At 72.7% G+C, this 21,812-nt stretch carries 17 protein-coding genes; 7 read left to right on the top strand and 10 right to left on the bottom strand.

The annotated features are described in order from the left end of the window. Window positions 1–72: 72 nt before the first annotated feature. From manA to EDD40_RS28670, 5 genes are all read right to left on the bottom strand, one after another. Entirely contained in the window at window positions 73–1,170 is a 1,098-nt protein-coding gene (manA, locus tag EDD40_RS28690; RefSeq protein WP_123745686.1) for a mannose-6-phosphate isomerase, class I, read from the bottom strand. A 10-nt stretch (window positions 1,171–1,180) separates the two neighbouring features. Next, entirely contained in the window at window positions 1,181–2,137 is a 957-nt protein-coding gene (locus tag EDD40_RS28685) for an ROK family protein (protein WP_123745685.1), read from the bottom strand. An 85-nt stretch (window positions 2,138–2,222) separates the two neighbouring features. Further along, complete coding sequence (gene mgrA / locus EDD40_RS28680) at window positions 2,223–3,203, bottom strand: L-glyceraldehyde 3-phosphate reductase (protein WP_123745684.1); 981 nt, start codon at window positions 3,201–3,203, stop codon at window positions 2,223–2,225. 10 nt (window positions 3,204–3,213) lie between these two features. Beyond that, entirely contained in the window at window positions 3,214–4,047 is an 834-nt protein-coding gene (locus EDD40_RS28675) for a LacI family DNA-binding transcriptional regulator (RefSeq protein ID WP_123748348.1), read from the bottom strand. Further along, window positions 4,044–6,488 carry a glycoside hydrolase family 2 protein gene (locus EDD40_RS28670; RefSeq protein WP_123745683.1) on the bottom strand — a complete coding sequence of 815 codons (2,445 nt, stop codon included), beginning with the start codon at window positions 6,486–6,488 and terminating at the stop codon, window positions 4,044–4,046. The genes EDD40_RS28675 and EDD40_RS28670 overlap by 4 nt, the downstream gene beginning before the upstream one ends. Before the next feature lie 121 nt (window positions 6,489–6,609). On the opposite strand from EDD40_RS28670, the gene EDD40_RS28665 reads away from it, so the two are divergent. The 6 genes from EDD40_RS28665 (at window position 6,610) to EDD40_RS28640 (ending at window position 12,877) form a co-directional block, all read left to right on the top strand. After that, entirely contained in the window at window positions 6,610–8,730 is a 2,121-nt protein-coding gene (locus EDD40_RS28665; RefSeq protein ID WP_123745682.1) for an alpha-galactosidase, read from the top strand. A gap of 136 nt (window positions 8,731–8,866) precedes the next feature. Next, complete coding sequence (locus EDD40_RS28660; RefSeq protein WP_123745681.1) at window positions 8,867–9,619, top strand: ESX secretion-associated protein EspG; 753 nt, start codon at window positions 8,867–8,869, stop codon at window positions 9,617–9,619. Between the two features lie 68 nt (window positions 9,620–9,687). Continuing rightward, entirely contained in the window at window positions 9,688–10,131 is a 444-nt protein-coding gene (locus EDD40_RS28655; RefSeq protein ID WP_148088940.1) for a hypothetical protein, read from the top strand. A gap of 17 nt (window positions 10,132–10,148) precedes the next feature. After that, on the top strand, window positions 10,149–10,685 hold the full coding sequence (locus EDD40_RS28650; RefSeq protein ID WP_170185225.1) for a DUF3558 domain-containing protein: 537 nt from the start codon (window positions 10,149–10,151) through the stop codon (window positions 10,683–10,685). Window positions 10,686–10,705: 20 nt separating this feature from the next. Beyond that, entirely contained in the window at window positions 10,706–12,172 is a 1,467-nt protein-coding gene (locus tag EDD40_RS28645; protein ID WP_123745678.1) for a hypothetical protein, read from the top strand. 171 nt (window positions 12,173–12,343) lie between these two features. Then, window positions 12,344–12,877, top strand: coding sequence for a DUF3558 domain-containing protein (locus EDD40_RS28640; RefSeq protein ID WP_170185224.1), 534 nt, complete (start codon window positions 12,344–12,346; stop codon window positions 12,875–12,877). 11 nt (window positions 12,878–12,888) lie between these two features. Here the strand turns inward: EDD40_RS28640 and EDD40_RS28635 are convergent, their stop codons facing one another. The 5 genes from EDD40_RS28635 to EDD40_RS28615 are packed head-to-tail and all read right to left on the bottom strand — an operon-like array spanning window position 12,889 to window position 20,362. After that, on the bottom strand, window positions 12,889–14,955 hold the full coding sequence (locus tag EDD40_RS28635) for an alpha-galactosidase (protein ID WP_123745676.1): 2,067 nt from the start codon (window positions 14,953–14,955) through the stop codon (window positions 12,889–12,891). Further along, window positions 14,952–15,815 carry an ABC transporter ATP-binding protein gene (locus EDD40_RS28630; protein ID WP_123745675.1) on the bottom strand — a complete coding sequence of 288 codons (864 nt, stop codon included), beginning with the start codon at window positions 15,813–15,815 and terminating at the stop codon, window positions 14,952–14,954. The genes EDD40_RS28635 and EDD40_RS28630 overlap by 4 nt, the downstream gene beginning before the upstream one ends. After that, window positions 15,812–17,638: a dipeptide/oligopeptide/nickel ABC transporter permease/ATP-binding protein gene (locus EDD40_RS28625; protein ID WP_246037866.1), complete on the bottom strand. Its 1,827-nt coding sequence runs from the start codon at window positions 17,636–17,638 to the stop codon at window positions 15,812–15,814. Before EDD40_RS28625 ends, EDD40_RS28630 begins: the two co-directional genes overlap by 4 nt. 17 nt (window positions 17,639–17,655) lie before the next feature. After that, entirely contained in the window at window positions 17,656–18,645 is a 990-nt protein-coding gene (locus EDD40_RS28620) for an ABC transporter permease (RefSeq protein ID WP_123745673.1), read from the bottom strand. Between the two features lie 28 nt (window positions 18,646–18,673). Beyond that, window positions 18,674–20,362: an ABC transporter substrate-binding protein gene (locus EDD40_RS28615; RefSeq protein ID WP_123745672.1), complete on the bottom strand. Its 1,689-nt coding sequence runs from the start codon at window positions 20,360–20,362 to the stop codon at window positions 18,674–18,676. A gap of 156 nt (window positions 20,363–20,518) precedes the next feature. Between EDD40_RS28615 and EDD40_RS28610 the strand changes: the two genes are divergently transcribed. Continuing rightward, on the top strand, window positions 20,519–21,790 hold the full coding sequence (locus tag EDD40_RS28610) for an ROK family transcriptional regulator (protein WP_123745671.1): 1,272 nt from the start codon (window positions 20,519–20,521) through the stop codon (window positions 21,788–21,790). The last annotated feature ends 22 nt before the right edge of the window (window positions 21,791–21,812 follow it).

Below are 21,812 nucleotides of genomic sequence, written 5' to 3'. Positions count from 1 at the left end.
GACACGAACGTCACGGACCACCTGGAAGCGGGTCACCCGACCCTCGATCGTGTGAGGGGTTGGCGCGTGGGCTCAGAGGTTCGTGGTCGCCCAGAACGCCTCGCCGGCGCCGGAGACCTCGGCCGCGTCGGCGCCGTGGGGCAGGAACAGCGACTCACCGCCGCGCAACGCGACCTCGTCGCCACCACGGCGCACGACGACCGAGCCCCTGGTGCACAGCAGGAGCTGCGGACCGCCGCCGGCCAGCACCGCGCCCGGCCGCACGGCGTGCAGGCGGAACTCGGGTTCCGGCGTCCGGTAGGTCCTCAGTGGACCGTCAACCTCGCCGTCGAGCACGGCGGCGGGACCGGTCGCGCGGTCGACCAGCGACAGCACGGCCGGCACGTCCACCGGCTTGGTGGTCAGGCCCGCGCGGAGCACGTTGTCGGAGTTCGCCATCAGCTCCACGCCCGTGCCGCGCAGGTGCGCGTGCAGCACGCCCGCGCCGACGTGGACCGCCTGCCCCGGCCGCAACCTCACCGCGTTGAGCAGCAACGCCGCCACCACGCCCGCGTCCGCCGGGTAGACCTCGGCCAGGTCCGCGATGTGCGCCAGCGCGGGCACGCGGGCCGCCGCCGACGCCACCTCGGCGACCAGGCCCGCGTCGGCGGTGCACAACGCCCAGCGCAGCGCGCCCCACGGGTCGCCGGCCGCGAGCGCGTCCCGCATCGGGGCCAACGACGGCAGGTTCAGCTCGTCCAGCAACGCCGCCGTCTCGGCGGCCGGGCGGAAGCCGGACAGGGTCTCGAAGTCGGTCAGCGCGACCAGGACCTCCGGCTTGGGCCGGTCGTCGCGGTAACCGCGCTCGGCGAACCCCACCGCGGCCTGCGCGCGGTCCGGGTGCACCTGCAACGACAGCGGCGCGGCCACGGCCAGCACCTTGAGCAGGAACGGCAGGCGCGGGCCGAAGGCGGCCAGGCTGTCCGGCCCGAGCAGGCCGACCGGGTCGGCGGCCAGGTAGGCGTCCAGCGGCACGTCGCAGCCGGCCAGCCGGGACGGGTCGTCGGGGTGCGCCCCGACCCACAGCTCGGCCTGCGGCGCGGCGCTGGGCGACGGCTCGCCGCGCAGCTCGGCCAGCGCGGTCCGCGAACCCCAGTGGTACTCCCGGACGATGGTGTCCAACTTGCGCACGGCGCGTCCCTCAGATCCCCACGGGCACGGACGGGACGCGGTCGTCCGCGAGCAGCGCCGCGGCCCCGATCAGTCCCGAGTCGACGCCCAACGTCGCCGGGCACACGTCGACCCGGCGCATGAACTCCAGCCCCGCGTAGTCCGCGAGCGGCTGGGTGATGGCGGGTTCGAGCAGGTCCCAGGCCTGCGCCACGCCGCCGCCGATGACCACGCGGTCGACCTCGCACAACGCCGAGGCGACCGTGATGACCTGGGCGACCGCCGCGCCGGAACGTCGGAACGCCGCCCGCGCGGTCGGGTCGCCCGCGCGGGCCGACGCGGCGAGCGCCACGCCGTCCGCCGTGCCGCCGAGCGGCTGCCAGCCCTGCTCCGACGCCCAGCGCACCATCGACGGGCCGCTGGCGAAGGCCTCGGAGCAGCCGTGGGCGCCGCAGCCGCACAGCGGGCCGGTCGGGTCGACGACGAAGTGCCCGACGTGGCCCGCGTTGCCGGTGGCGCCGAAGTGCGGCCGGCCGGCGAAGACGAACCCGCCGCCGATGCCGGTGGACACGACCATGCCGAGCAGGCACTCGCTGCCGCGCCCGTTGCCGTGGTGGTACTCGGCCAGCGCCATGCACAACGCGTCGCCGCCGAGCCGGACCGGCAGGCCGGGCAGCAGCTCGCCGACGCGGGCGGTGATCGGGAAGTCGCGCCAGCCGGGGATGTTGACCGGGCTGATCGTGCCGGTGCGCAGGTCCATCGGCGCGGCCGAGGCGATGCCCGCGCCGAGCACGGTGCGGCCGGCGGCGGCCCGCAGGAGCTCGTCGAGCACTCCCGCGAGGCCGCCCCAGACCGTCTCCGCGTCACCGGTGGGCGTCGCCGCGGTGCGGCGGGCCAGGACGGTGCCGTCGGACTCGACCAACGCCGCGGCGAGCTTCGTGCCGCCGATGTCGATGGCGACCGCGACCGGCTCGAGTGCTTGCCCCATGGACTTAGTTAAGCGGTTAAGCAAAGTTTCGTCAAGAGGTGGTGCCAGCAGGGCTGAAGCGGTTCACCTCACGCCGCTCGGGACGTCACAGGTGCCGTTCGATCTCGGCCAGCTCGTCGGCCTCGAACGCCAGGTTCGCCGTCGCGGCCACGTTGTCCTCCAGCTGCTTCACGCTGGAGGCCCCGATCAGCGCCGACGTCACGTTGCGCAGCACCCAGGCGATGGCCAGCTGCGCCAACGTCTGCCCGCGCCGCTTCGCGACGTCGTCCAGCGCGCGCACCTTCGCCAACGTCGCATCGTCCAGGTTGGACGCCGACAGGAACGGCGAGGCGCCCGCGGCCCGCGAGCCCTCCGGCACGCCGTCGAGGTAGCGGTCGGTCAGCACGCCCTGCGCCAGCGGCGAGAACGCGATGCTGCCCGCGCCGACCTCCGCCAGCACGTCCAGCAGGCCGTCCTCGACCCACCGGTTGAACATCGAGTACGAGGGCTGGTGGATCAGCAGCGGCGTGCCCAGCTCGCGCAGCACCCGGGCGGCTTCCCGGGTCTGCTCGGCGGAGTAGTTCGAGATGCCGACGTAGAGCGCCTTGCCCGACCGGACGACGTGGTCCAGCGCGCCCATCGTCTCCTCGATGGGCGTGTCCGGGTCCGGGCGGTGGTGGTAGAAGACGTCGACGTGGTCGAGGCCGAGCCGGGCCAGCGACCGGTCCAGCGAGCCGACGAGGTACTTGCGGGAGCCCCACTCGCCGTACGGGCCGTCGAACATGTGGTAGCCGGCCTTGGTGGACACCAGGATCTCGTCCCGGTACGGCCGGAAGTCCTGGGCGAACAACCGGCCGAAGTTCTCCTCGGCGCTGCCGGGCGGCGGCCCGTAGTTGTTGGCCAGGTCGAAGTGCGTCACACCGAGGTCGAACGCCCGGCGCAGGATGGCCCGCTGACCGTCGAGGGCCTTGTCGTGGCCGAAGTTGTGCCACAGGCCCAGCGACACGGCGGGCAGCTTGAGCCCGCTGCGGCCGGACCGGCGGTAGGGCATGGCGTCGTACCGCGACTCGGCGGCGTGGTGGGTCATGTGGATCCTCTTATCGGGTGCTCTCCCGCGCGATGAGCGTGGGCTTGGGCGACCAGCGCTCGGCGACCTCGACGCCGTCGATCAGCTCCAGCACGGACTCGGCGACGGTGACGCCGAACTGGTGCACGTCCACGCTCATCGTGGTCAGCGCGGGTGAGGCGAGCCGGCACAGCGACGAGTCGTCCCACGCGACCAGGCTGAGCCGGTCGGGCACGGCGACGCCGAGCTCCTTGGCGACGTTGAGGCCCGCGACGGCCATCACGTCGTTGTCGTAGAGGATCGCGGTGGGCGGCTCGGGCGCGTTGAGCAGCGCCGTGGTGAGCTTCGCCCCGGACTCCTCGGAGTAGTCGCCCTCCAGCACGACGGGCTCGATGCCCGCCTCCGCGCAGCCCTCGAGCAGCGCGGCGGTCCGCGCCCTGGTGTGCAGCAGCGCGTCCGGGCCGCTGACCCGGGCGATGCGCCGGTGCCCGAGGTCGAGCAGGTAGGCCAACGCCTCCCGCACCGGTCCGGCGTCGTCGGTACGCACCGCGGGCACGGCCAGCTCGTCCGGCTCACCCACGTACAGCGCGGGCAGGCCCATCTCCCGCAGCACCGCCGGCCGGTGGTCGTCCACCGTGCGGTTGACGACCACGACCGCGTCCACCAGACCGCCCGCCGACCACCTGCGGTAGGCGGCGATCTCGGCGTCCTCGGCGCCCACGATGTGCAGCAGCACCGACCGGTCGCGCTCGGCGAGCCGCTCCTCGATGCCCGCGATGAACTCCATGAAGAACGGTTCCGCGCCCAACAGGCGCGCGGGGCGGGCCAGGACGAGGCCCACGGCGCCGGTCGAGCCGCCGGTCACGTCCGCACCGCGCACAGGTCGTTGGCCGAGCGCAGCACCGCCGGACCGGCCAGCGCGGACGGGTCGGCCAGCTCGGCCTCCGTGCGGACCAGGAACGAGTGCGTCCCGCCGGCGGGCAGCGTGACCAGGGTGTCGTCCACGACGGCGTCCTCGGCGACCCGGTCGGCCAGCACGGCGACGTCGCGGGCGAGGGAGGACGCGGTGACGTCCACCCGGTAGCCGCCCTCCACCCGCCGCACCTCGGCGGTGAGCGGGGCGGGGTCGTAGGCCAGCTCCAGGTCCTCCCGGAACAGGTGCGCGGTGCGCGCGTCGGCCGTGCTCACCACCAGCACCTCCCCCTTCGGGTCGCCCGGCGTGACCAGTTCGGCCGCCAGGTCGATCCGCGCCACCGACCTCGCCGGCACGTCGAGCGGGAGTTTAACCGCCGCGAGCACCTCGCCCGTGAACGTCCGGCGCTCCAGCGCGAGGTCGCCGGTCCAGGCCTCGCCGGTGTCGTTGACCGCGATGAGCGCGTCCACGCCGTCACGCGGCTGGACGGTGAGCAGGCGTGGCGCGAAGGCGTGCTTGAGGGCGTAGTACAGCGGCTTGAGCCGCTCGTCGCCGTCGACCGCGGCCCACGACGTGACCGGCCAGCAGTCGTTGAGCTGCCACACCAGCGCGCCGGCCGTGCGCGGCCAGTGCGAGCGGAAGTGCTCGACGCCGAACGCGACCGCGCGCGCCTGGTTGAGCTGGGTCGCCCAGTGCCAGTCCGGGAACTCCGCGGGCGCGGGCAGGTGCGGCGCGAGGCCACGGTCGAGCTTGCCGTTGCCGTCCTCGGCCTTCTGGTGCAGCAGGAACGCGGGCGAGGTCGGGGTCATCGGCTCGTCGTGCACCCACTTGGTGAGCGTCGCCCAGGTCGGCGGGCCCTGGAAGCCGAACTCCGAGCAGAAGCGCGGCGTGTGGTCGCGGTAGTGGGTGTAGTCGACCCGGTTCCAGACCTCCCACTCGTGGCGGGTGCCGTGGGTGTCCTCGTTCGGGTGCAGCTCGCCCGGGCTGTACGGGCTGCCCGGCGAGTAGTGGCGGGTCGGGTCGAGCTCGGCGACGATCCCCGGCAGCAGCCGGGTGTAGAAGCCGAGGCCCCAGGTGCGGCCCTCCAGCTGCTCCGCCCAGCCCCAGTCGGCGAAGCCCCACAGGTTCTCGTTGTTGCCGTTCCACAGCGCCAGGGACGCGTGCGAGGTCAGCCGGGCGACGTTCTCGCGCGCCTCGGCCTCGACCTCCTCCCACAGCGGCGACTCCTCGGCGTAGGCGGCGCAGGCGAACAGGAAGTCCTGCCAGACCAGCACGCCGCGCTCGTCGCAGACGTCGTAGAAGTCCTCGGTCTCGTAGATGCCGCCGCCCCAGATGCGCAGCATGTTCATGTTGGCGTCGACGGCCTGGTCGACCCGGCGGGCCAGGCGGTCGCGGGTGACGCGGGTGAGGAAGTGGTCGTCCGGGATCCAGTTGGCGCCCTTGGCGAACACCGGCTCGCCGTTGACGACGAACGTGAACGGCGTCCCGACCTCGTCGGGCGTCGTGTCGACGGTGATGGTGCGGAAGCCGATGCGACGATCGGCCCGGTCGACGTCCTCGCCGGCGGACCGGAGGATGACGTGCAGGTCGTAGAGGGGGTGGTCGCCGTAGCCCACGGGCCACCACAGGTCGACGTCCGGCACCTCGACGGTCACCACGGCGGAGTCGCCCTCGACCCGGACGCGCTGCTCGACGCCGGCCACGGTCGCCACCGCGGTCAGGTCGGCGTCCCGGGCGCGGTCGACCTCGACGTGCACCTCGACCCGGCCCGTGCCGTCGGCGTCCACCGTGACGAGCGGCCGGACCTGCGCGAGGCGCGCCTCGGTCCAGCGCTCCAGCCGCACCGGCTTCCAGATGCCGGCGGTCTGGAGGTCGGGACCCCAGTCCCAGCCGAACGAGCAGGCCATCTTGCGCACGGCGTTCATCGGGTGCGGGTAGGCGCGGTCGCGCCGGCCCAGCGCCTCCTCCTGCCGCTCCGCGTAGGCCAGGGCGGAGTGGAAGGTGACGACGAGGTCGTTCGCGCCGTCCTCGAGGTGTTCGCGCACGTCGAAGCGGTAGGAGCGGAACATGTTGGCCGTGTGGCCGAGGACCCGGCCGTTGAGCTCGACCGTGGTGACGGTGTCGAGGCCGTCGAAGGCCAGCTCCACCTTCTCGCCGGGCTTCGCCGCCTCGGCCTCGAAGGTCAGGGCGTAACGCCACTCGGCGCGGTGCATCCAGGCCAGCTCGGCCTCGTTGGTGTCCAGGTACGGCTCGGGGATCAGGTCCGCCGCGAGGAGGTCGAGGTGCGTGCTGCCGGGCACGACGGCGGGCACTTCGCGATCGGCGACGACCGCCGGGATCGGCCCGCCCACCGCGCTCAGGCGCCACCCGTCGTGCAAGGTCGTGCGAATCATCGTTCCTCTTTTCCCAGCGGCGGCGGTGGGTTTCTGCCGTGTGACGTTCAAGGTATGGCGATTCTTACGCCAGCAACTAAAGTAAGTCAACGAGCTTCACCACCAGAGAGGAAGACCACAAGTGGCAGACGTGACGCACCTGCGGGCCGCGGGTGTGAGCCTGGTGCTCGACTTCTCCGGGAGCACCCTCCCCCGGGTCCGCTACTGGGGCGCCGACCTGGGTGAGCTCTCCACCTCCGAACTGGCCGCGACCCTGCTCGCGCAGAGCCCGCACCCCATCGGCTACTCGGTCGACGGCCCGGTGGACGTGGCCGTGCTGCCCGAGCAGTCGGCGGGCTGGCTCGGCACCCCCGGAATCGTCGGCAACCGGGGTGGGCGGGACTTCTCGACCGCCTTCCGCGTGGTGTCGGTGGACGGTCCCGCGGTCGAGGCGGTGGACGAGGCCGCCGGGCTCGGGCTGGCCCTGCACGTCGAGCTGACGCCGGCCGGGCTGGTGCGGCAGCGGGCCGTGCTGACCAACACCGGGTCGTCGGACTTCACCGTCGACGCGGTGAACCTGACCCTGCCCGCGCCGCCGCAGGCGGTCGAGATCCTGGACTTCACCGGGCGCTGGACGCGGGAGCGCAGCCCGCAGCGCACGGCGTGGAACCACGGCCTGCACGTGCGGGAGAACCGGACCGGTCGGACCGGCTACGACTCGGCGTACCTGCTCGCGGCGGGCACGGCGGGGTTCGGCAACCGCACGGGCGAGATCTGGGCCGTGCACACGGCCTGGTCGGGCAACCACCGGACGTTCGCCGAGAAGACCTACCACTCCGTGTCCCTGCTCGGGTCGGGCGAGCTGCTGCTGTCCGGCGAGGTCGTGCTCGGCCCCGGCGAGTCGTACGCGTCGCCGTGGCAGTACGCGTCGTACGGGCACGGGTTGGACGAGGTGTCCGCCCGGTTCCACCGGCACCTGCGCTCGCGCGCGTCCCACCCCTCCTCGCCCCGGCCGGTCGTGGTGAACACCTGGGAGGCCGTCTACTTCGACCACGACCTGGACCGGCTCAAGGCGCTGGCGGACGCCGCCGCGTCGGTCGGCGGCGAGCGGTTCGTGCTCGACGACGGCTGGTTCGGCTCGCGGCGCGACGACCGGCGCGGCCTGGGCGACTGGTACGTGTCGGACGAGGTGTGGCCGGACGGGCTCGGGCCGCTCACCGACCACGTGACCGGGCTGGGGATGCAGTTCGGCATCTGGGTCGAACCCGAGATGGTCAACCCGGACTCGGAGCTGGCGCGGGCCCACCCCGACTGGCTGATGGCGGCGGGCGACCGGCTGCCCCGCACGGCGCGGCACCAGCAGGTGCTCGACCTGGCCCGGCCCGAGGCCTACGCGCACATCCTGCGACGGCTGGACGCGCTGCTGTCCGAGTACCCCGTGTCGTACCTGAAGTGGGACCACAACCGGGACCTGGTGGACGCCGGGCACCGGCCGACCGGGCGGGCCGGGGTGCACGGCCAGACGCTGGCCGTCTACCGGCTGCTGGACGAGCTGCGGCGACGTCACCCCGACGTGGAGATCGAGTCGTGCTCGTCCGGTGGCGCGCGGGTCGACCTGGAGATCCTGGAGCGCACCGACCGGGTGTGGGTGTCGGACTGCATCGACGCGCTGGAGCGGCAGTCGATGCAGCGGTGGACGAACGCGCTGATCCCGTTGGAGCTGATGGGCACGCACGTGGGCGCGGGCACGTCGCACACGACGCACCGGCAGCACCCCGTCGACTTCCGGGCGGGGACGGCGCTGTTCGGGCACTTCGGCATCGAGTGGGACCTGACGGCGGCGTCGGAGTCGGACCTGGAGCGGCTGCGGTCGTGGGTGGCGCTGTACAAGGAGCTGCGGCCCCTGCTGCACTCGGGCACCTCGGTCCACGCAGATCACCCGGACCCGGCGATCGAGGTGCACGGGGTGGTGGCGGAGGACGGGTCGGACGCCGTGTTCGCGATCGTCGCCCTGGCCACGTCCCAGCTGTACCCGCCGGGGGCGGTGCGCCTGCCCGGCCTCTCGACCGACCGCACGTACCACGTGCGCCCCCTCGCGCCCGGCGACGTGCCGGACGGCAACGCCCACAACTGGGGCGTGCCCCTGCCGTGGTGGCAGCCGGAGGGCGTGACCCTGCCGGGCCGGGTGCTGACGACGGCGGGCGTGCAAGCCCCGGTGCTCCACCCGGAACGTCTGGTGCTGGTGCGCGCGACGGCCGTCTGACCGCAATTCCGCCCGAGTGCCGCACACCGAGGTGTGCGGCACTCCATTTTGCCCGTTCCCGCGCCCCGACAAATGCGGACCGTTCGCCCCCGATCACTGTAAGTATGGGTCTCGGGGGTAAGGGGGTTCGCCGGGAGTGAAGGGGCACATAGTCTGCTCGCTCGCCGAGTTGGACGCGGTGGGTGATGCGCTGGGCTTGGACGTCCGACGGTTTCCGTTCTCCATCGGGCACCGCGGCACGACTTTGGCGGAGCGGGTGACGCTGGTCGAGGCGGTGCACCGGGACCTGGTGGCGCGGGACCTGGTGCGGGGACGCGACTTCGCGCCCGAACTGGTCGAGCGGTTGCGGTTGTTCGCCGACGCGCCATTGGGGGTCGCCCTGGTCGGCACGGCTCGGGGCGTCCCGCTGGTGGCGCTGGCGGTGTCCGACGGGCGCGACGGCGTGCTGGCCGTGCAGCGGGACGAACTGGTCGTGTTCCACCGGCACGCGGCCGACACCGTGGTGGAAGCCCTCGTCGGGCTCCTGCCCGACCTGCCGCCCGGCCCCGGTTCCGCCGTCGTGGTGGACGCGCCCGCACCCCTGCCCCCGGACGAGGACTTCTCGCACTTCCGGTTCACCGCCGGGATCCGGCCCGCCGCGACCGCGGACTCCGCGGTAGCCGAGATCCTGCGCCGGCCGCGCACCGGCGCCGGCTACTTCAGCGTCTCGGTGAGGAAGGGCGGGCAGGAGGCGGAACTGGGTGCCGCGAGCTACCTGGACGTCGACGCCGGCCGGTTCGCGGTGCTGCCCGGCCGTCGGCCGAACGGCACACCGAGTGCGACCTACGTCCCGATGGACCGCTGGTCCATCGGTCGTCACTTGGCCGATTCCCTGTCCTCGACGGGGTGAAATCGGCATCCTGAGGGCTTTGCTTGCCATCGAACCCGTCACGGAGACGATAGAGATCATCACTGCCGGTGCACACCACGAGGGACACCACCAGGGGAGGAGTGATCATCGTGGAGGGACTGCTCGCCGGGATCAGCGGGATGGGCACGGCGGTCGCCGAGTTCCGGGCGGCCACCGCCGCGGGCTTCACCATCAGCGCCAGGGGAGGTGACGTCCTGGTGCGCGCGATCGACCGGATGGTGCAGCAGTCGGACCGGCTCGCCTTCGAAGCCGACCGCCTCAGCCTGGAGCCACCGCTCGGCACCACACCCGCCGCCCGGGTCTACAAGCCGTTCCTGGCCACCATCTCCTCGGACCCCGACCAGGGGTTCAAGACGGCGCTGACGAGGTTCAGAGCCGACCTGATCGAGATGAAGACACAGGTCACGAAAGCGATGGAGCACTACCGCACCACCGACCAGGACGCCGAGGACGGCGTCACCGCAGCCGGCGGGCCGATGCTCTCCGCCTGACGCCCGAGGACGACGCCGTGAACTCTCGGACAGCCTCGATCGGTCTCCTGGCCGCAACGCTCCTCGCCGCCGCGGCGTGCAGCAAGGCGATCGAGGGGACGCCCGTGCCGATCGCGGGCGCGGGGCCCGCACCACCGTCGTCGACGGGCACCACCTCGGCCTCCGCGGCGCCCGCCCTGGCCGCCGCCGACCCGTGCGGGCTGGTGAGCGAGGAGGAGGTCGAGCGCGCCCTGGGCGGGCTCGACGGGGAACCCCGACGTCGGGACATCGGCACCGCCCGCAGCTGCGAGTACGAGGTGGACGCGCAGCTGGTCGTCATCGACGTCCGCACCAACGTGGGCCTGGAGGGCATCGACGTGCCCGGTCCCGTGACCGACCTGACCGTGGGCAAGCACCAGGTGAAGACCTGGGTCACCGAGAGCGGCAGCTGCTTCTTCGCGTTCGGGGTGACCGCGTCGTCCCGGGTCGACGTCGCGGTGCAGCCCAAGGCGGGCAAGGCCCAGTGCGAGCTGGCGAAGCGGCTCGCCGACGTGGTGGAGCCGAAGCTGCCGTAGCCGTCCGGGGAGGGACAGCGATGAACGAGGGAGCACCGGGAAGACCGTCCGCCTACGACAAGTACGACGTCGACCACCGCGCCAAGGTGGCCACGGGCCAGGAGGTGCGGGAGCGGGTCGAGCGGGAGTACGAGCGCTTCGGGCCGTTCGCCGGGTACCTGGCCCACCTGCTCGGCCGGGGGCAGGTGGACGACCTGCTCGACGCGCAGGCCGCCCAGCTCAAGGGGCAGGTGACGACGCGGACCGCGCCGCCGGACCCCGGCGCGGACTACCTCGGCATCTCCCACCGGGAGCTGCACGACGGCGTGCACGTCGGTGGCGACCCGGGGCGCGTCGGCGAGCACGGCGACCTGTGGACCGCGCTGGGCAACGAGCTGGTCGAGTTCAACGACGCCATCGTGAAGGCGATCGCCGACAGCGAGCCCGACTGGACGGGCGAGGCCGGTGACCGGGCGCGGCACGCGATGGCCGACCTGGCGCGCAAGGCCGGTGAGACGGCGGTCGCGGCGCAGATGGCGGGCACGTTGTTCGCGCAGCAGTCGAGGGCGTTGGCCACCGCGAGGGCGACGGTGCCGCCACCTCCCGCCGAGCCGTTCGACGTGGAGGCGGCGAACCGGCGGTTGATGACCATCACCGACCCGGTCGCGCTGGCCACCCGGGCGGCGGCGGACCGGGCGGAGTTCGCCAAGCAGCAGGAAGAGCACCGGCAGGCGGCACGGGCGGTGGAGGTGTACGACCGGACGGTGGCGCAGACGGCCGCCGCCCAGCCGTCGTTCGCGCCGCCGCCGGCCGCGCCGCCCACTCCGCCGCGCGGCGAGCCGTCGCCGGCGCGGCCACCCGGCCAGGTGCCGGGCGACCGCGCCGCCGTGCCGCCGCCACCGAGGGTGGGTGACGACACGGGTGTCGCTTCCGCGGAGCCGGGGGGCGGCGCCGGCGTGCCCACCGGCGGGACGACCACCACCAGCGGCAACGGTTCGGTCCCGGTCACGCCGGGTGGCCGGGACGGTGTGCCGGGCGGCCCGGCGGGAGGGTCCGGTCCCGGAGGTCCAGTGGCGGTGGGCGTGCCGGGCGTTCCCGGGGGTGGATCGGCCGCGGGACGAGGCGGGTCGGGTGCGGGACGCGCCGGCGCGGGGGGCGGGTCGGGTGCGGGACGGGTGGGGCGCGGCGGCGGTTCCGCCGGCAGCGCGGGCGTCGGGGGGCGCGTTCCCGGTGGCGCGGCGCCGGGGTCGGGGCTGCCGGGAGGGCCGGGATCGGCGGTGAGGGGCGCGGCGCCGGGCGGTGCGCACGGGGAGGTAGGCACGCGGCGCGGTGGTGCGGGGCAGGGCTTGACCGGTGGACCGGTGGGCGCGCCGGCCGCCGGCCGCGGCGAGGAGGACGTCGAGCACCAGTCGCCGTCCTACCTGCTCGAACCCGACCCCGAAGCCCTGTTCGGCGGCGGCGGGGCGACGGCTCCGCCGGTGATCGGCGACTGGTCCGACCGGGACTGACCGCAGCGTCGCGCCGATTCCCCGGACCACGGTCTGGTAGCGCTCCCAGAAGGTGCGCTACGGTCGGCGGCACGACGTGTCGGTGCCGGTTGTGAGCGTCACCGGGGCGAGGACCGACCGGAACGCCGGCGGCACGCCCCTCACCGCCCTGACCGACCGGGGAACGACCAAGTGAACCCTCGCACCACGGTGGCCGCGCTCGCGGTCCTGTTCGCGGCCGTCGCCTGCGGCGGGCCCGCCGCCGAGCAGTCCGCCCCCACCGGCGCCACGACGTCGTCCGGCGCCACCGCGCCCGCCGTCGGTCCGTCCAGGGGCGGGCCGCTGGACGGCCTCGACCCGTGCACCCTGCTCACCAAGGCCGAGGCCGAGCAGGTCACCGGCGCGCAGGGGGCCGACCCGGTGGTCGAGCAGCTCGGCTCGGCGCGGGTCTGCAACTTCTCGCCGGCGGCGGGCCGGCTCGGGGTCGGCGTCAGGACCACGTCCGGGCTGGCGGCGGTCCAGTCGAACGGCAACGTGGTGCAGGACCTCGTGGTCGGCCGGCACCAGGCCAAGCAGGCGGTCGGCGCCACCGGCAGCTGCGGCATCTTCATCGGCGTCACCGAGTCGTCCCGGGTCGACGTCGTGCTGGGCGCGGGCAGCCCCGACGAGGACCCGTGCCCGGCGGCGATGCGGGTCGCCGAGCTGGTCGAGCCGAGGCTGCCCTGACGCCCGCCGGCTCAGGCCGCCAGCCGCACGACGACGGCGGACGGGCCGGCGCCCGCGTGGGTGGCGCGCAGCACCCCTCGGGCCGCGTCCCACTCGAAGGCCCACTCGGGTGACGTCACCGGGAACACCGGCGACACCGTGGCGTCCTGCCCCCGCAGGTGCGGCACGGGCAGGTCCGCGGACGGTGGCGCGTCGGGCAGCCGCCACGCGGTCACGTAGCTGTTCGCCGCCGCGCGCAGCCCCTGCGCCACCCACGGGCCGGTGCGGTCGGTCAGGCCGAGCGGCCAGAACGGGACCGACGTGGCGACCTCCGGTCGCAGTCCCTTGTGGACGGACACCGCCTCGCGCACCAGCGCCCGCTGCCCCTCGTCCATCAGGTCCACCCGGCCGGCCAGGTACAGCCGTCCCAGCACGCCGGTGGCCAGCGTGAACGCCGCCTCCGACGGCGTCATCCCCGGCTGCGCGTACGCCCAGTTCCCGGCCTGCTCCGGCAGCACCGACGCCGGCGCGGCGGCGGCGATCGGCGGGTACAGCAGGGGGTTCTGCTGGTCCGACGTGGACTGGAGGTGCAGTCGCGACAGCATCGCGTAGTCCATCCGCATCGCGCCGGACGCGCAGTTCTCCAGCAGCAGCCCCGGGTGCCGGGCCAGCAGCGCGTCCAGCCACGCCAGGTGCGCCCGGTTGTGCCCGAGCAGCCCCTCCCCCGGCGCCAGGCCGCCGACGTCGGTGCCCGCGCCGGGCATGATGTTGTAGTCCAGCTTGAGGTACCCGATGCCGAACTCGCCGACCAGCCGGTCGACCACCTCGTCCACGTGCCGGACCGCCTCGGGGTGCCGGAAGTCCAGGTGGAACCGGCCGTGCTCGCCCACCCGCGCGCCCTGGCGCCGGAAGAACGCCTCGTCCGGCAACGACCGGGCCAGCGCCGAGCGCACCCCGACGACCTCGGGCTCCAACCAGATCCCGGGCACCATGCCGCGCTCCCGGATGCGGTCGGCGACCTCGCCGAACCCGCCGGGGAACCGGGTCCGCGACGGCCGCCACTCGCCGACGCTGTCCCACCACTCGCCGTCTTCGTCGTACCACCCGGCGTCGACGCAGAAGTAGTCCGCGCCGACCGCCGCCGCCGCGTCGATCAGCGGCAGCAGCTTCTCCGTGGTGGGGTCGCCCATCAGGGTGTTCATGTAGTCGTTGAAGACCACCGGCAGCTCGGGGGCGCGCCGGTTGCGCAACGTGGCCCGCCGCTGCCGCGTCAACGCGCCGAACGCCTCGTCCACGCCGCCGGCGACGACCGCCACCGACACGGGCACGGTGGTGAAGCCGTTCCCGGCCGACACCACGCGACCCCACTGGTGCTCGCCGTCGCTGGGCCCCAGCAGCGCCAGGTACGCGCCGGCGACGGTCTCCCCCACCTCGAAGTGCCACGCGCCGTTGTGCTCGATCTGCCACGCGAGCGCCCAGCTGTCGTCCCGCGCCACCAGCACACCGGTCGGCAGGTGCTCGCCCGTGGACCACGAGCTGCGCGACGTCAGCGCGAACCGGCTGCGCGAGGCGTGGTGGTGCACGGTCGGGTCCATCGCCACCAGGCCGGCCTCGCGCAGCGGCGTGCGGTGCCAGCGCGACTCGGCGACCCAGTCGGAGTCGGCGTGCACGAGGTCCACCTCGTCCACCGAACGGCCGGCGTCCACCAGGAACGCCCCGGTGGACAGCGACGTCACGGCCTGGAGGTGGACCGGCTCGCCCTCGACCGCCACCTCGGTCCAGGTCCGCACGGCGGGCACGCCGGCGACGCCCTGGAACACCGAGGTCACCACCAGCCCGCTCCCCGGGTCGTGCTGCACGACCCGCAGCTCGTCCGCGGACGCGGTGTGCGAGCGGTAGCGCAGGCGGGCGCCGATCGTCGTGTCGGCGTAGCGGTGGCTGCCGGGGAACCGGCCGTGCCCGACGGCCTGGACCTCGACCAGCGGCACCCCGATCCCCTCGACCGGGCCGTCGGGGCGCAGCGAGAGCAGGCTCACCGGGCGGTCGTCCCCGTGGGTCAGCAGCAGCCTGATCGCGCCGGTGGACCAGGTGACCGTCATGTGGCGACTTCCTCCCACGCCCCGGTGTTGTGGTCGTACGCCGCCGCGGCGCCGGCCCGCTCCACGTCCGCCGGGTCGATCTCGACGGCACGGCCGCGCGCCTCGGGGTTCGGCGCGGCGGAGGCCAGGATCCTGGTGTACGGGTGCTGCGGGTTGAGGATCACCTCGTCGGCCGGTCCCCGTTCGACCACGCGCCCCTTGTAGAGCACGAGGATGTCGTCGGAGAAGTGCCGCGCGGTGGCCAGGTCGTGGGTGATGTAGAGGACGGCCAGGTTCTCCTCGCGCTGCAACCGCGCCATGAGGTTGAGCACGCCGAGCCGGATCGAGACGTCCAGCATCGACACCGGCTCGTCGGCGACCACGACCTTCGCGCCCGGCGCCAGCGCCCGCGCGATGGCGACGCGCTGCCGCTGGCCGCCGGACAGCTCGTGCGGCCGTCGCCCGGCGATGTCGCGGCCGGGCAGGGACACGCGCTCCAGCAGCTGCACGACGTCGTCCCAGCCGTGCGGCCGGCCGTGCAGCTTCAACGGCCGCGCCAGGTGGTGCTCGATGGTGTGGAACGGGTTCAGCGACGCGAACGGGTCCTGGAACACCATCTGCACGTTGTCCCGGTACGCGCGTTCGGGCACCTTCGCGCCGTCCGGGCCGGTGAGCGTGATGGCGCCGCCGCTCGGCTTCTCCAGCCGGGCGATCATCCGGGCGATGGTCGACTTGCCCGAGCCGGACTCGCCGACCAGCGCGACCGTGCGACCGGGCGTGAGGGTGAACGACACGTCGTCCACCGCACGCAGCCGCACCCGCCGCAGGCCGACCCGGACGTGAAAGTCCTTGACCAGCTCGCGAGCTTCCAACGTGGTCATCGGACGCCTCCGGACGAAGTGGTCTCGCCGGACCGGTCGACCGGCGTCAACTGCTCGCCGGAGCGGACGAACGAGCCGCGCTCGCCGGTCAGGCTGGGGAACGAGTCGAGCAACTGGCGGGTGTAGGGGTGCGCGGGCCGCTCGAACATGTCCTGCGCGGTGGCGTACTCGACGACCTCGCCCTCCTTCATGACCGCGATGCGGTCGGCGAGCTCGAGCAGCAGCGGCAGGTCGTGGGTGATGAACAGGACGGCGAAGCCGATCTCGTCGCGCAGCCGCAGGATCTCGCGCAGGATGCCGCGCTGCACGACGACGTCCAGCGCGGTGGTCGGCTCGTCCATGATCATGACCTGCGGGTCGAGCAGCAGCGCCATGGCGATCATCACGCGCTGCCGCATCCCGCCGGACAGCTCGTGCGGGAACGAGCTGAGCCGACGCACGTCGACGCCGACCAGCTTGAGCACCTCCTCGCACTTGGCCTTGCGCTGCGCCCTGGTCATCTCGGGCCGGTGCGTGGTGAGCACGTCGTCGAGCTGCGCGCGGACCGTGAGGACGGGGTTCAGCGCGTTCATCGCGCCCTGGAACACCATCGACAGCTTCGACCAGCGGAACTCCCGCAGCTCGCCCGGCGTGAGGGCCGGCACGTCGACGTCGCCGCCCTCCCGGTCGTGGAAGGTGACCGAGCCGGTGGTGACCTCGGCGGGTGGCCGGTGCAGCCGGTTGATCGCGTAGGCCAGGGTGGTCTTGCCGCAGCCGGACTCGCCGGCCAGGCCGAGGATCTCACCGCGCCGCAGGGTGATCGACACGTCCTTGACCGCGTGCACCGGGTTCTCCACCTGGTAGACGACGGACAGGTCGGTCACGGTGAGCACCACGTCGTCGTCCGCGCGCGGCACGGGTTCGGGCGTGCGGGCCGCTTCGGCCTCGGTGCGGCGGGGGATGTCGCGCAGCTTGGGGTTGATGATCTCGTCGATGCTGAAGTTGATCAGCGCGAGGCCGCAGCCGAACAGGGCGATGATCAGGCCCGGCGGCACGAACCACCACCACGCGTCCCGTTGCAGCGCGAAGCCGTTCTGGGCGTAGTAGAGCATCGTGCCCAGCGTGGACGAGTTGGACGCGCCCAGGCCGAGGAACGACAGGCCCGCCTCGCTCAGGATCGCGTAGATCACCGAGAACACGAACTGCGAGGCCAGCAGCGGCAGCAGGTTCGGCAGGATCTCGACGGTGATGACGCGCCAGGGCTTCTCGCCGGAGACCTTGGCCGCGGCCACGTAGTCCCGGTTGCGCAGCGACAGCGTCTGGGCGCGCAGCACCCGTGCCGACGCGGCCCACCCGGTGATCGCCAGCACCACCGCGATCGTCCACGAGCCGCGCTGGTCGGCGGGCACGAACGCGGAGATGACGATCACCAGCGGCAGGCCGGGGATCACCAGCATCACGTTGGAGAACAGGGAGAAGCCCTCGTCGACGTACCCGCCGATGTAGGCGCCGACGATGCCGAACAGCGCCGACAGGGCGGTCGCCATCACGCCGACCATCAGCCCGATGTACAGCGAGCCCCTGGTGGCGTGGGCGAGCTGCGCCACGATGTCCTGGCCGGTCTGCGTGGTGCCGAGCCAGAACTCGCCGCCCGGCTCGGTGAGGCTGATGTCGCGGATCGTGTTGGGGTCGCCGACCAGGAAGGGGCCGATCAGTCCGATGAACGCGATCAGCCCGACCAGGACCAGGCCGACGCCCAGCTTCGGCGACCAGCGCGGCAGCATCGACCGCCACCCGGCCCGCCCGCGCGGAGCCTCGACGGCGACAGCACTGAGATTCGTCACGGTGTCCGTTCCCCTTCTCAGCCGCTGACGCGGGTGCGCGGGTCGATGACGGCGTAGAGCAGGTCGACCACGAGGTTCGCGCCGAGCACGGCGACCGTGATGACCAGGAAGATGCCCTGCATGAGGGCGTAGTCGTTGTTCTGCACCGCTTGCAGCAGCTTCGACCCGATGCCCGGGTAGGAGAACACCTGCTCGGTGATGATGGAGCCGGCCACCACGAACCCGAGGGAGATGGCGAACCCGGCCACGGACGGCAGCACCGCGTTGCGGGCCGCGTACTTGATCATGATCCGGGAGTCGCGCAGGCCCTTGGCCTTGGCCGTGAGCACGTAGTCCTCGGCGGTGGCCGACACCATCATGTTGCGCATGCCGAGCAGCCAGCCGCCGACCGAGGAGATCACGATGGTCAACGCGGGCAGCGTGCCGTAGTAGATCGCCGAGCCGATGAAGTCGGCGTTCCAGCCCGGCGAGAGGATGACGTCGTAGCCGCCCTGCAGCGGGAACCAGCCCCACGCCGAGGACAGCACCGCGACCAGGATCAGGGCCAGCCAGAAGTACGGCACGGCCGCCAGCACGGTGGTGGCGGGCACCAGGCTGTCCAGCCAGGTGCCGCGCCGCCAGCCGACGAGCGTGCCGAGGACGATGCCGAGGACGAACGACAGGAACGTCGCGATGCCGACCAGCATCAGGGTCCAGGGCAGGGCGCCCGCGATGATCTCGGACACCGGCGTCGGGAAGCTGCTCACCGAGATGCCGAGATCACCGCGGAACATGTTGCCCAGGTACGAGACGTACTGGCTGAGGAGCGACTCGCCGCTGTTCGTGCCGAGCAGCAGCTCGTACGCCCTGCGGGCCGACGGGTCCACGGTTCCGCCGCGTTGCGCGAGCTTCGCCATGAGGATGTCCACCGGGTTGCCCGGCATGAGCCTCGGGATGAAGAAGTTCAGCGTCAGCGCCGCCCAGAGGGCGACCAGGTAGAACGCGAACTTTCGGGCGTAGTACCTCATCGGTCCGCCTATCGCCTCGTTCAGTCGGTCACTGGCCGGCCGGCTTGAGCTTGAGGAAGATCTCCGAGTGGTCCGGGCGCGACCAGACGGCCGGGAACGCGTAGAGGTCCTCCTTGGTGGGCCAACCGGTGAACTTCTTGGCGTTGTACTCGCTCGTGGTGCCGCCGGTCAGCACCGGGATGTACGGGATCGACTCCTCGATCCTGGTCTGGATGGTGTCGAAGTACGGCTGGCGGGCGGCGTCGTCCTCCGGGTCGATGCCCTTGAGCGCGTTGAGGGCCGCGTCCACCTCGGGGTTGGAGAACCGGGAGAAGTTCGGGTTCGCCGCCTCGCCGACCTTGGCCGTGGTGGCGGTGCTGTAGAAGTAGGACGCGTTGTAGAACGGGTCGGGAGCCGGGCCCTGGTAGGTCGAGTCGATCAGCAGCTCGAAGTTGCCGCGGCCGCGCGCGTCGGACCACTCGTTCCAGGACACCTGCTGCGCGGTCACCTTGATGCCGACCTTCTGCAGCTGCTGGGCCATGGTGTCGACGGCGGTGATGTAGTCGGTCCAGCCGGCGACGACCTTGAGGGTCATGGCCAGCGGCTTGCCGTCCTTCGCGTAGACGCCGTCGCCGCCCTTGGTGTAGCCGGCGGCCTCCAGCAGCTGCGTGGCCTTGGCCTCGTCCGGCTGCATCGGCGCGGTCTTCTCCTTCAGCTTGCCCGAGACCTGGTCCTTGTCCCGGTCGACCAGCGCGGAGCCGGGCGAGATGTCGCTGGAGGTGTTCTCGAAGGCGAGCGCGTTGATCTGCGTGCGGTTGATCGCGTAGTAGATCGCCTTGCGCACGGCCACGTCGGTCTGCGGGCCCTGGCAGCCGAGGGCCGCGTTCGAGCAGGTGAACAGGGCTGTCTGGTTCATCGGGATGGTGATGGCCTTGTAGCCCGGGTAGTTCTTCTCGACGTTCGCGATGTCCGGGACCGGGCCGGTCTGCCAGTCGATCTGGCCCTGCTTCAGCGCGGCCTCACCGGACTGGTTGCCCGACAGCGCCAGGTAGCGGACCTTCTTGAGCGCCGGCGCGCCGGCGTAGTAGTCCGCGTTGGCCTTGAGCGTGAAGGCCTGGTTCTTGAACTCCTCCAGCATGAACGGACCGGTGCCGACCGGCTCCTTGACCACGTCGGTGGCCGGCGTGGCGATGTCCTTCCACTTGTGCTCGGGCACCATCCAGATCCGGCCGAGGACCTGCGGGCCCTCCAGGTAGGACGGCTCGGCGAACTTGATCGACACGTGGGTGTCGTCCACGGCGGTCGCGACACCCTTGTAACCCGTGCCGTTCATGGCCGCGTTCTTGGTGATCAGGTCGAGGGTGAAGACGACGTCCTTGGCGGTGAACTTCTGGCCGTCGGTCCACTTGGCGTCGTCGCGCAGCTCGACGTCGAGCTGGGTGCCGTCGGCGTTCCACTCGAAGCTCTTGCCCAGTCGGGGCCTGGGCTCCACGTCGCGGATGTTGTTGAAGAAGAACAGCGGCTCGAAGATCGTGCCGGGCCCTTCCAACGTGGTCGGCGAGAACGGGTTGAAGTTCAGCTGCCAGTCGCCGGACTGGCCGGTGTACACGATCAGCGTGTCCTTGTTCGCGTCACCGCCCGCGCTCGATCCACCACACGCGGTCGCCAGCAGGGCGACCGCGGCCAGTCCGGCCGCCGCCATGCGCGCCCGTGAGAAGCGCCTTGCCTTCAGGGACATCGTCGATTCCTCTCGTGGCCCGAGACCGGCCGCGGTCCCGCGTTGAGGCAGATTGTTAAGTCATCGAAGAAACGAAGTCAACACCTCCGCGTCATCTGCCGGTCAAGTTGCTACTCTTCGTCCAACGAACGAACTAAGACGAACGCGGGGGACCACGTGAGCGGACCGGCGCGGGCGACGCAACATGCGAGCAGCAAGTCCGCCGTGCTGGACGTGATCCGCGCGGCGGGCACCATCAGCCGCGTCGGCCTGATCAACGCCACCGGCTTCACCGGGGCCACGATCTCGACCGTCGTCCGCAAGCTCATCGACGAGGGTTTGGTCGTGGAGACCGGGCGGGCCGAGTCGACCGGCGGCAAGCGGCGGGTGCTGCTGCAGCTCAACCACTCCTCCCGCTACGCCGTCGGCGTCCACCTGGACCACGCGGGCATCACGTACGTGCTGACCAATCTCGGCGGATCGGTCGTGGCGCGCATTTCGAGGGCCGGCGCGGGCGCGGCGGAACCGCGGACCGTGGTGGCGCGGATGGCGGCCGAGGTGAAGGGCCTGATCGACGGCGTCGGCGTCGAGCACAACCGCGTGCTCGGCCTCGGCCTCGTCTCGCCCGGACCGCTCAGCTCGGACACCGGCATGGGCCTGACCCCGCCGTCCATGCGCAAGTGGGAGGACTTCCCGCTGGCCCAGGAGCTGGAGCGGGCGACGAGCCTGCCGGTGGTGCTGGACAACGACGCCACGGCGGCGGCGTTGGGCGAGCACTGGTCGGGGGCGATCGGCGGGACGGCCATCTCGGCGGCCTTGTACATGGGCACGGGCATCGGCGCGGGCCTGGTCATCAACGGCATCACCTACCGCGGCAGCAGCGGGAACGCCGGGGAGATCGGCCACATCTGCGTGGACGCGGACGGGCCGGAGTGCTGGTGCGGCGCGCGCGGGTGCGTGGAGGTGCTGGCGGGACCGGCGGCGGTGGTGGCGGCGGCCCGCGCGGACGCGGCGCTGGCCGGGGCGGCGGGGTTGACCGGGCGCGCGAGGTCGGTGTCGTCGGACTTCGCGGCGGTCAGCCGGGCGGCCCGGCGCGGCGAGCCGTCGGCGTTGGCGATCCTGGAGCGGTCGGCGCGCTACATCGCGGTGGCGGCGCGGACGCTGGCGAACATCATGGACCTGGAGGTCCTGGTGCTGACCGGGCCGAGCTTCGCCATCGCCGGGTCGGTCTACCTGCCCGTGGTGCGCGACGAGCTGGACCGCGCCTTCTTCTCCCGCGCGGCGCACGGCGTCGACGTGCGGCTGTCCCGCTCGGCCGCCACGGCGTCCGCGATCGGCGGTGCGGCGCTCGTGCTGCAGTCCGAGCTCGTGCCGCTGCACGAGGGCCTCAGGCTGCCGGAGAACCTGGCCGACTCGGAGCCCGCCGCGCTGGCCGACTCGGGCAGCTGACCGCGGGCCCGGGCGTTCGGCG

Source organism: Saccharothrix texasensis, from assembly GCF_003752005.1.
GTDB lineage: Bacteria > Actinomycetota > Actinomycetes > Mycobacteriales > Pseudonocardiaceae > Actinosynnema > Actinosynnema texasense.
This window is presented reverse-complemented; position numbering and strand designations above follow the sequence as displayed.

Excerpts from the sequence above, each read along its gene's own strand:
- EDD40_RS28615 (WP_123745672.1), bottom strand. The coding sequence starts at position 20,362 with ATGTCCCTGAAGGCAAGGCGCTTCTCACGGGCGCGCATGGCGGCGGCC.
- EDD40_RS28630 (WP_123745675.1), bottom strand. The coding sequence starts at position 15,815 with ATGACCACGTTGGAAGCTCGCGAGCTGGTCAAGGACTTTCACGTCCGG.
- EDD40_RS28635 (WP_123745676.1), bottom strand. The coding sequence starts at position 14,955 with ATGACGGTCACCTGGTCCACCGGCGCGATCAGGCTGCTGCTGACCCAC.
- EDD40_RS28620 (WP_123745673.1), bottom strand. The coding sequence starts at position 18,645 with ATGAGGTACTACGCCCGAAAGTTCGCGTTCTACCTGGTCGCCCTCTGG.
- EDD40_RS28645 (WP_123745678.1), top strand. The coding sequence starts at position 10,706 with ATGAACGAGGGAGCACCGGGAAGACCGTCCGCCTACGACAAGTACGAC.
- mgrA (WP_123745684.1), bottom strand. The coding sequence starts at position 3,203 with ATGACCCACCACGCCGCCGAGTCGCGGTACGACGCCATGCCCTACCGC.
- EDD40_RS28670 (WP_123745683.1), bottom strand. The coding sequence starts at position 6,488 with ATGATTCGCACGACCTTGCACGACGGGTGGCGCCTGAGCGCGGTGGGC.
- EDD40_RS28685 (WP_123745685.1), bottom strand. The coding sequence starts at position 2,137 with ATGGGGCAAGCACTCGAGCCGGTCGCGGTCGCCATCGACATCGGCGGC.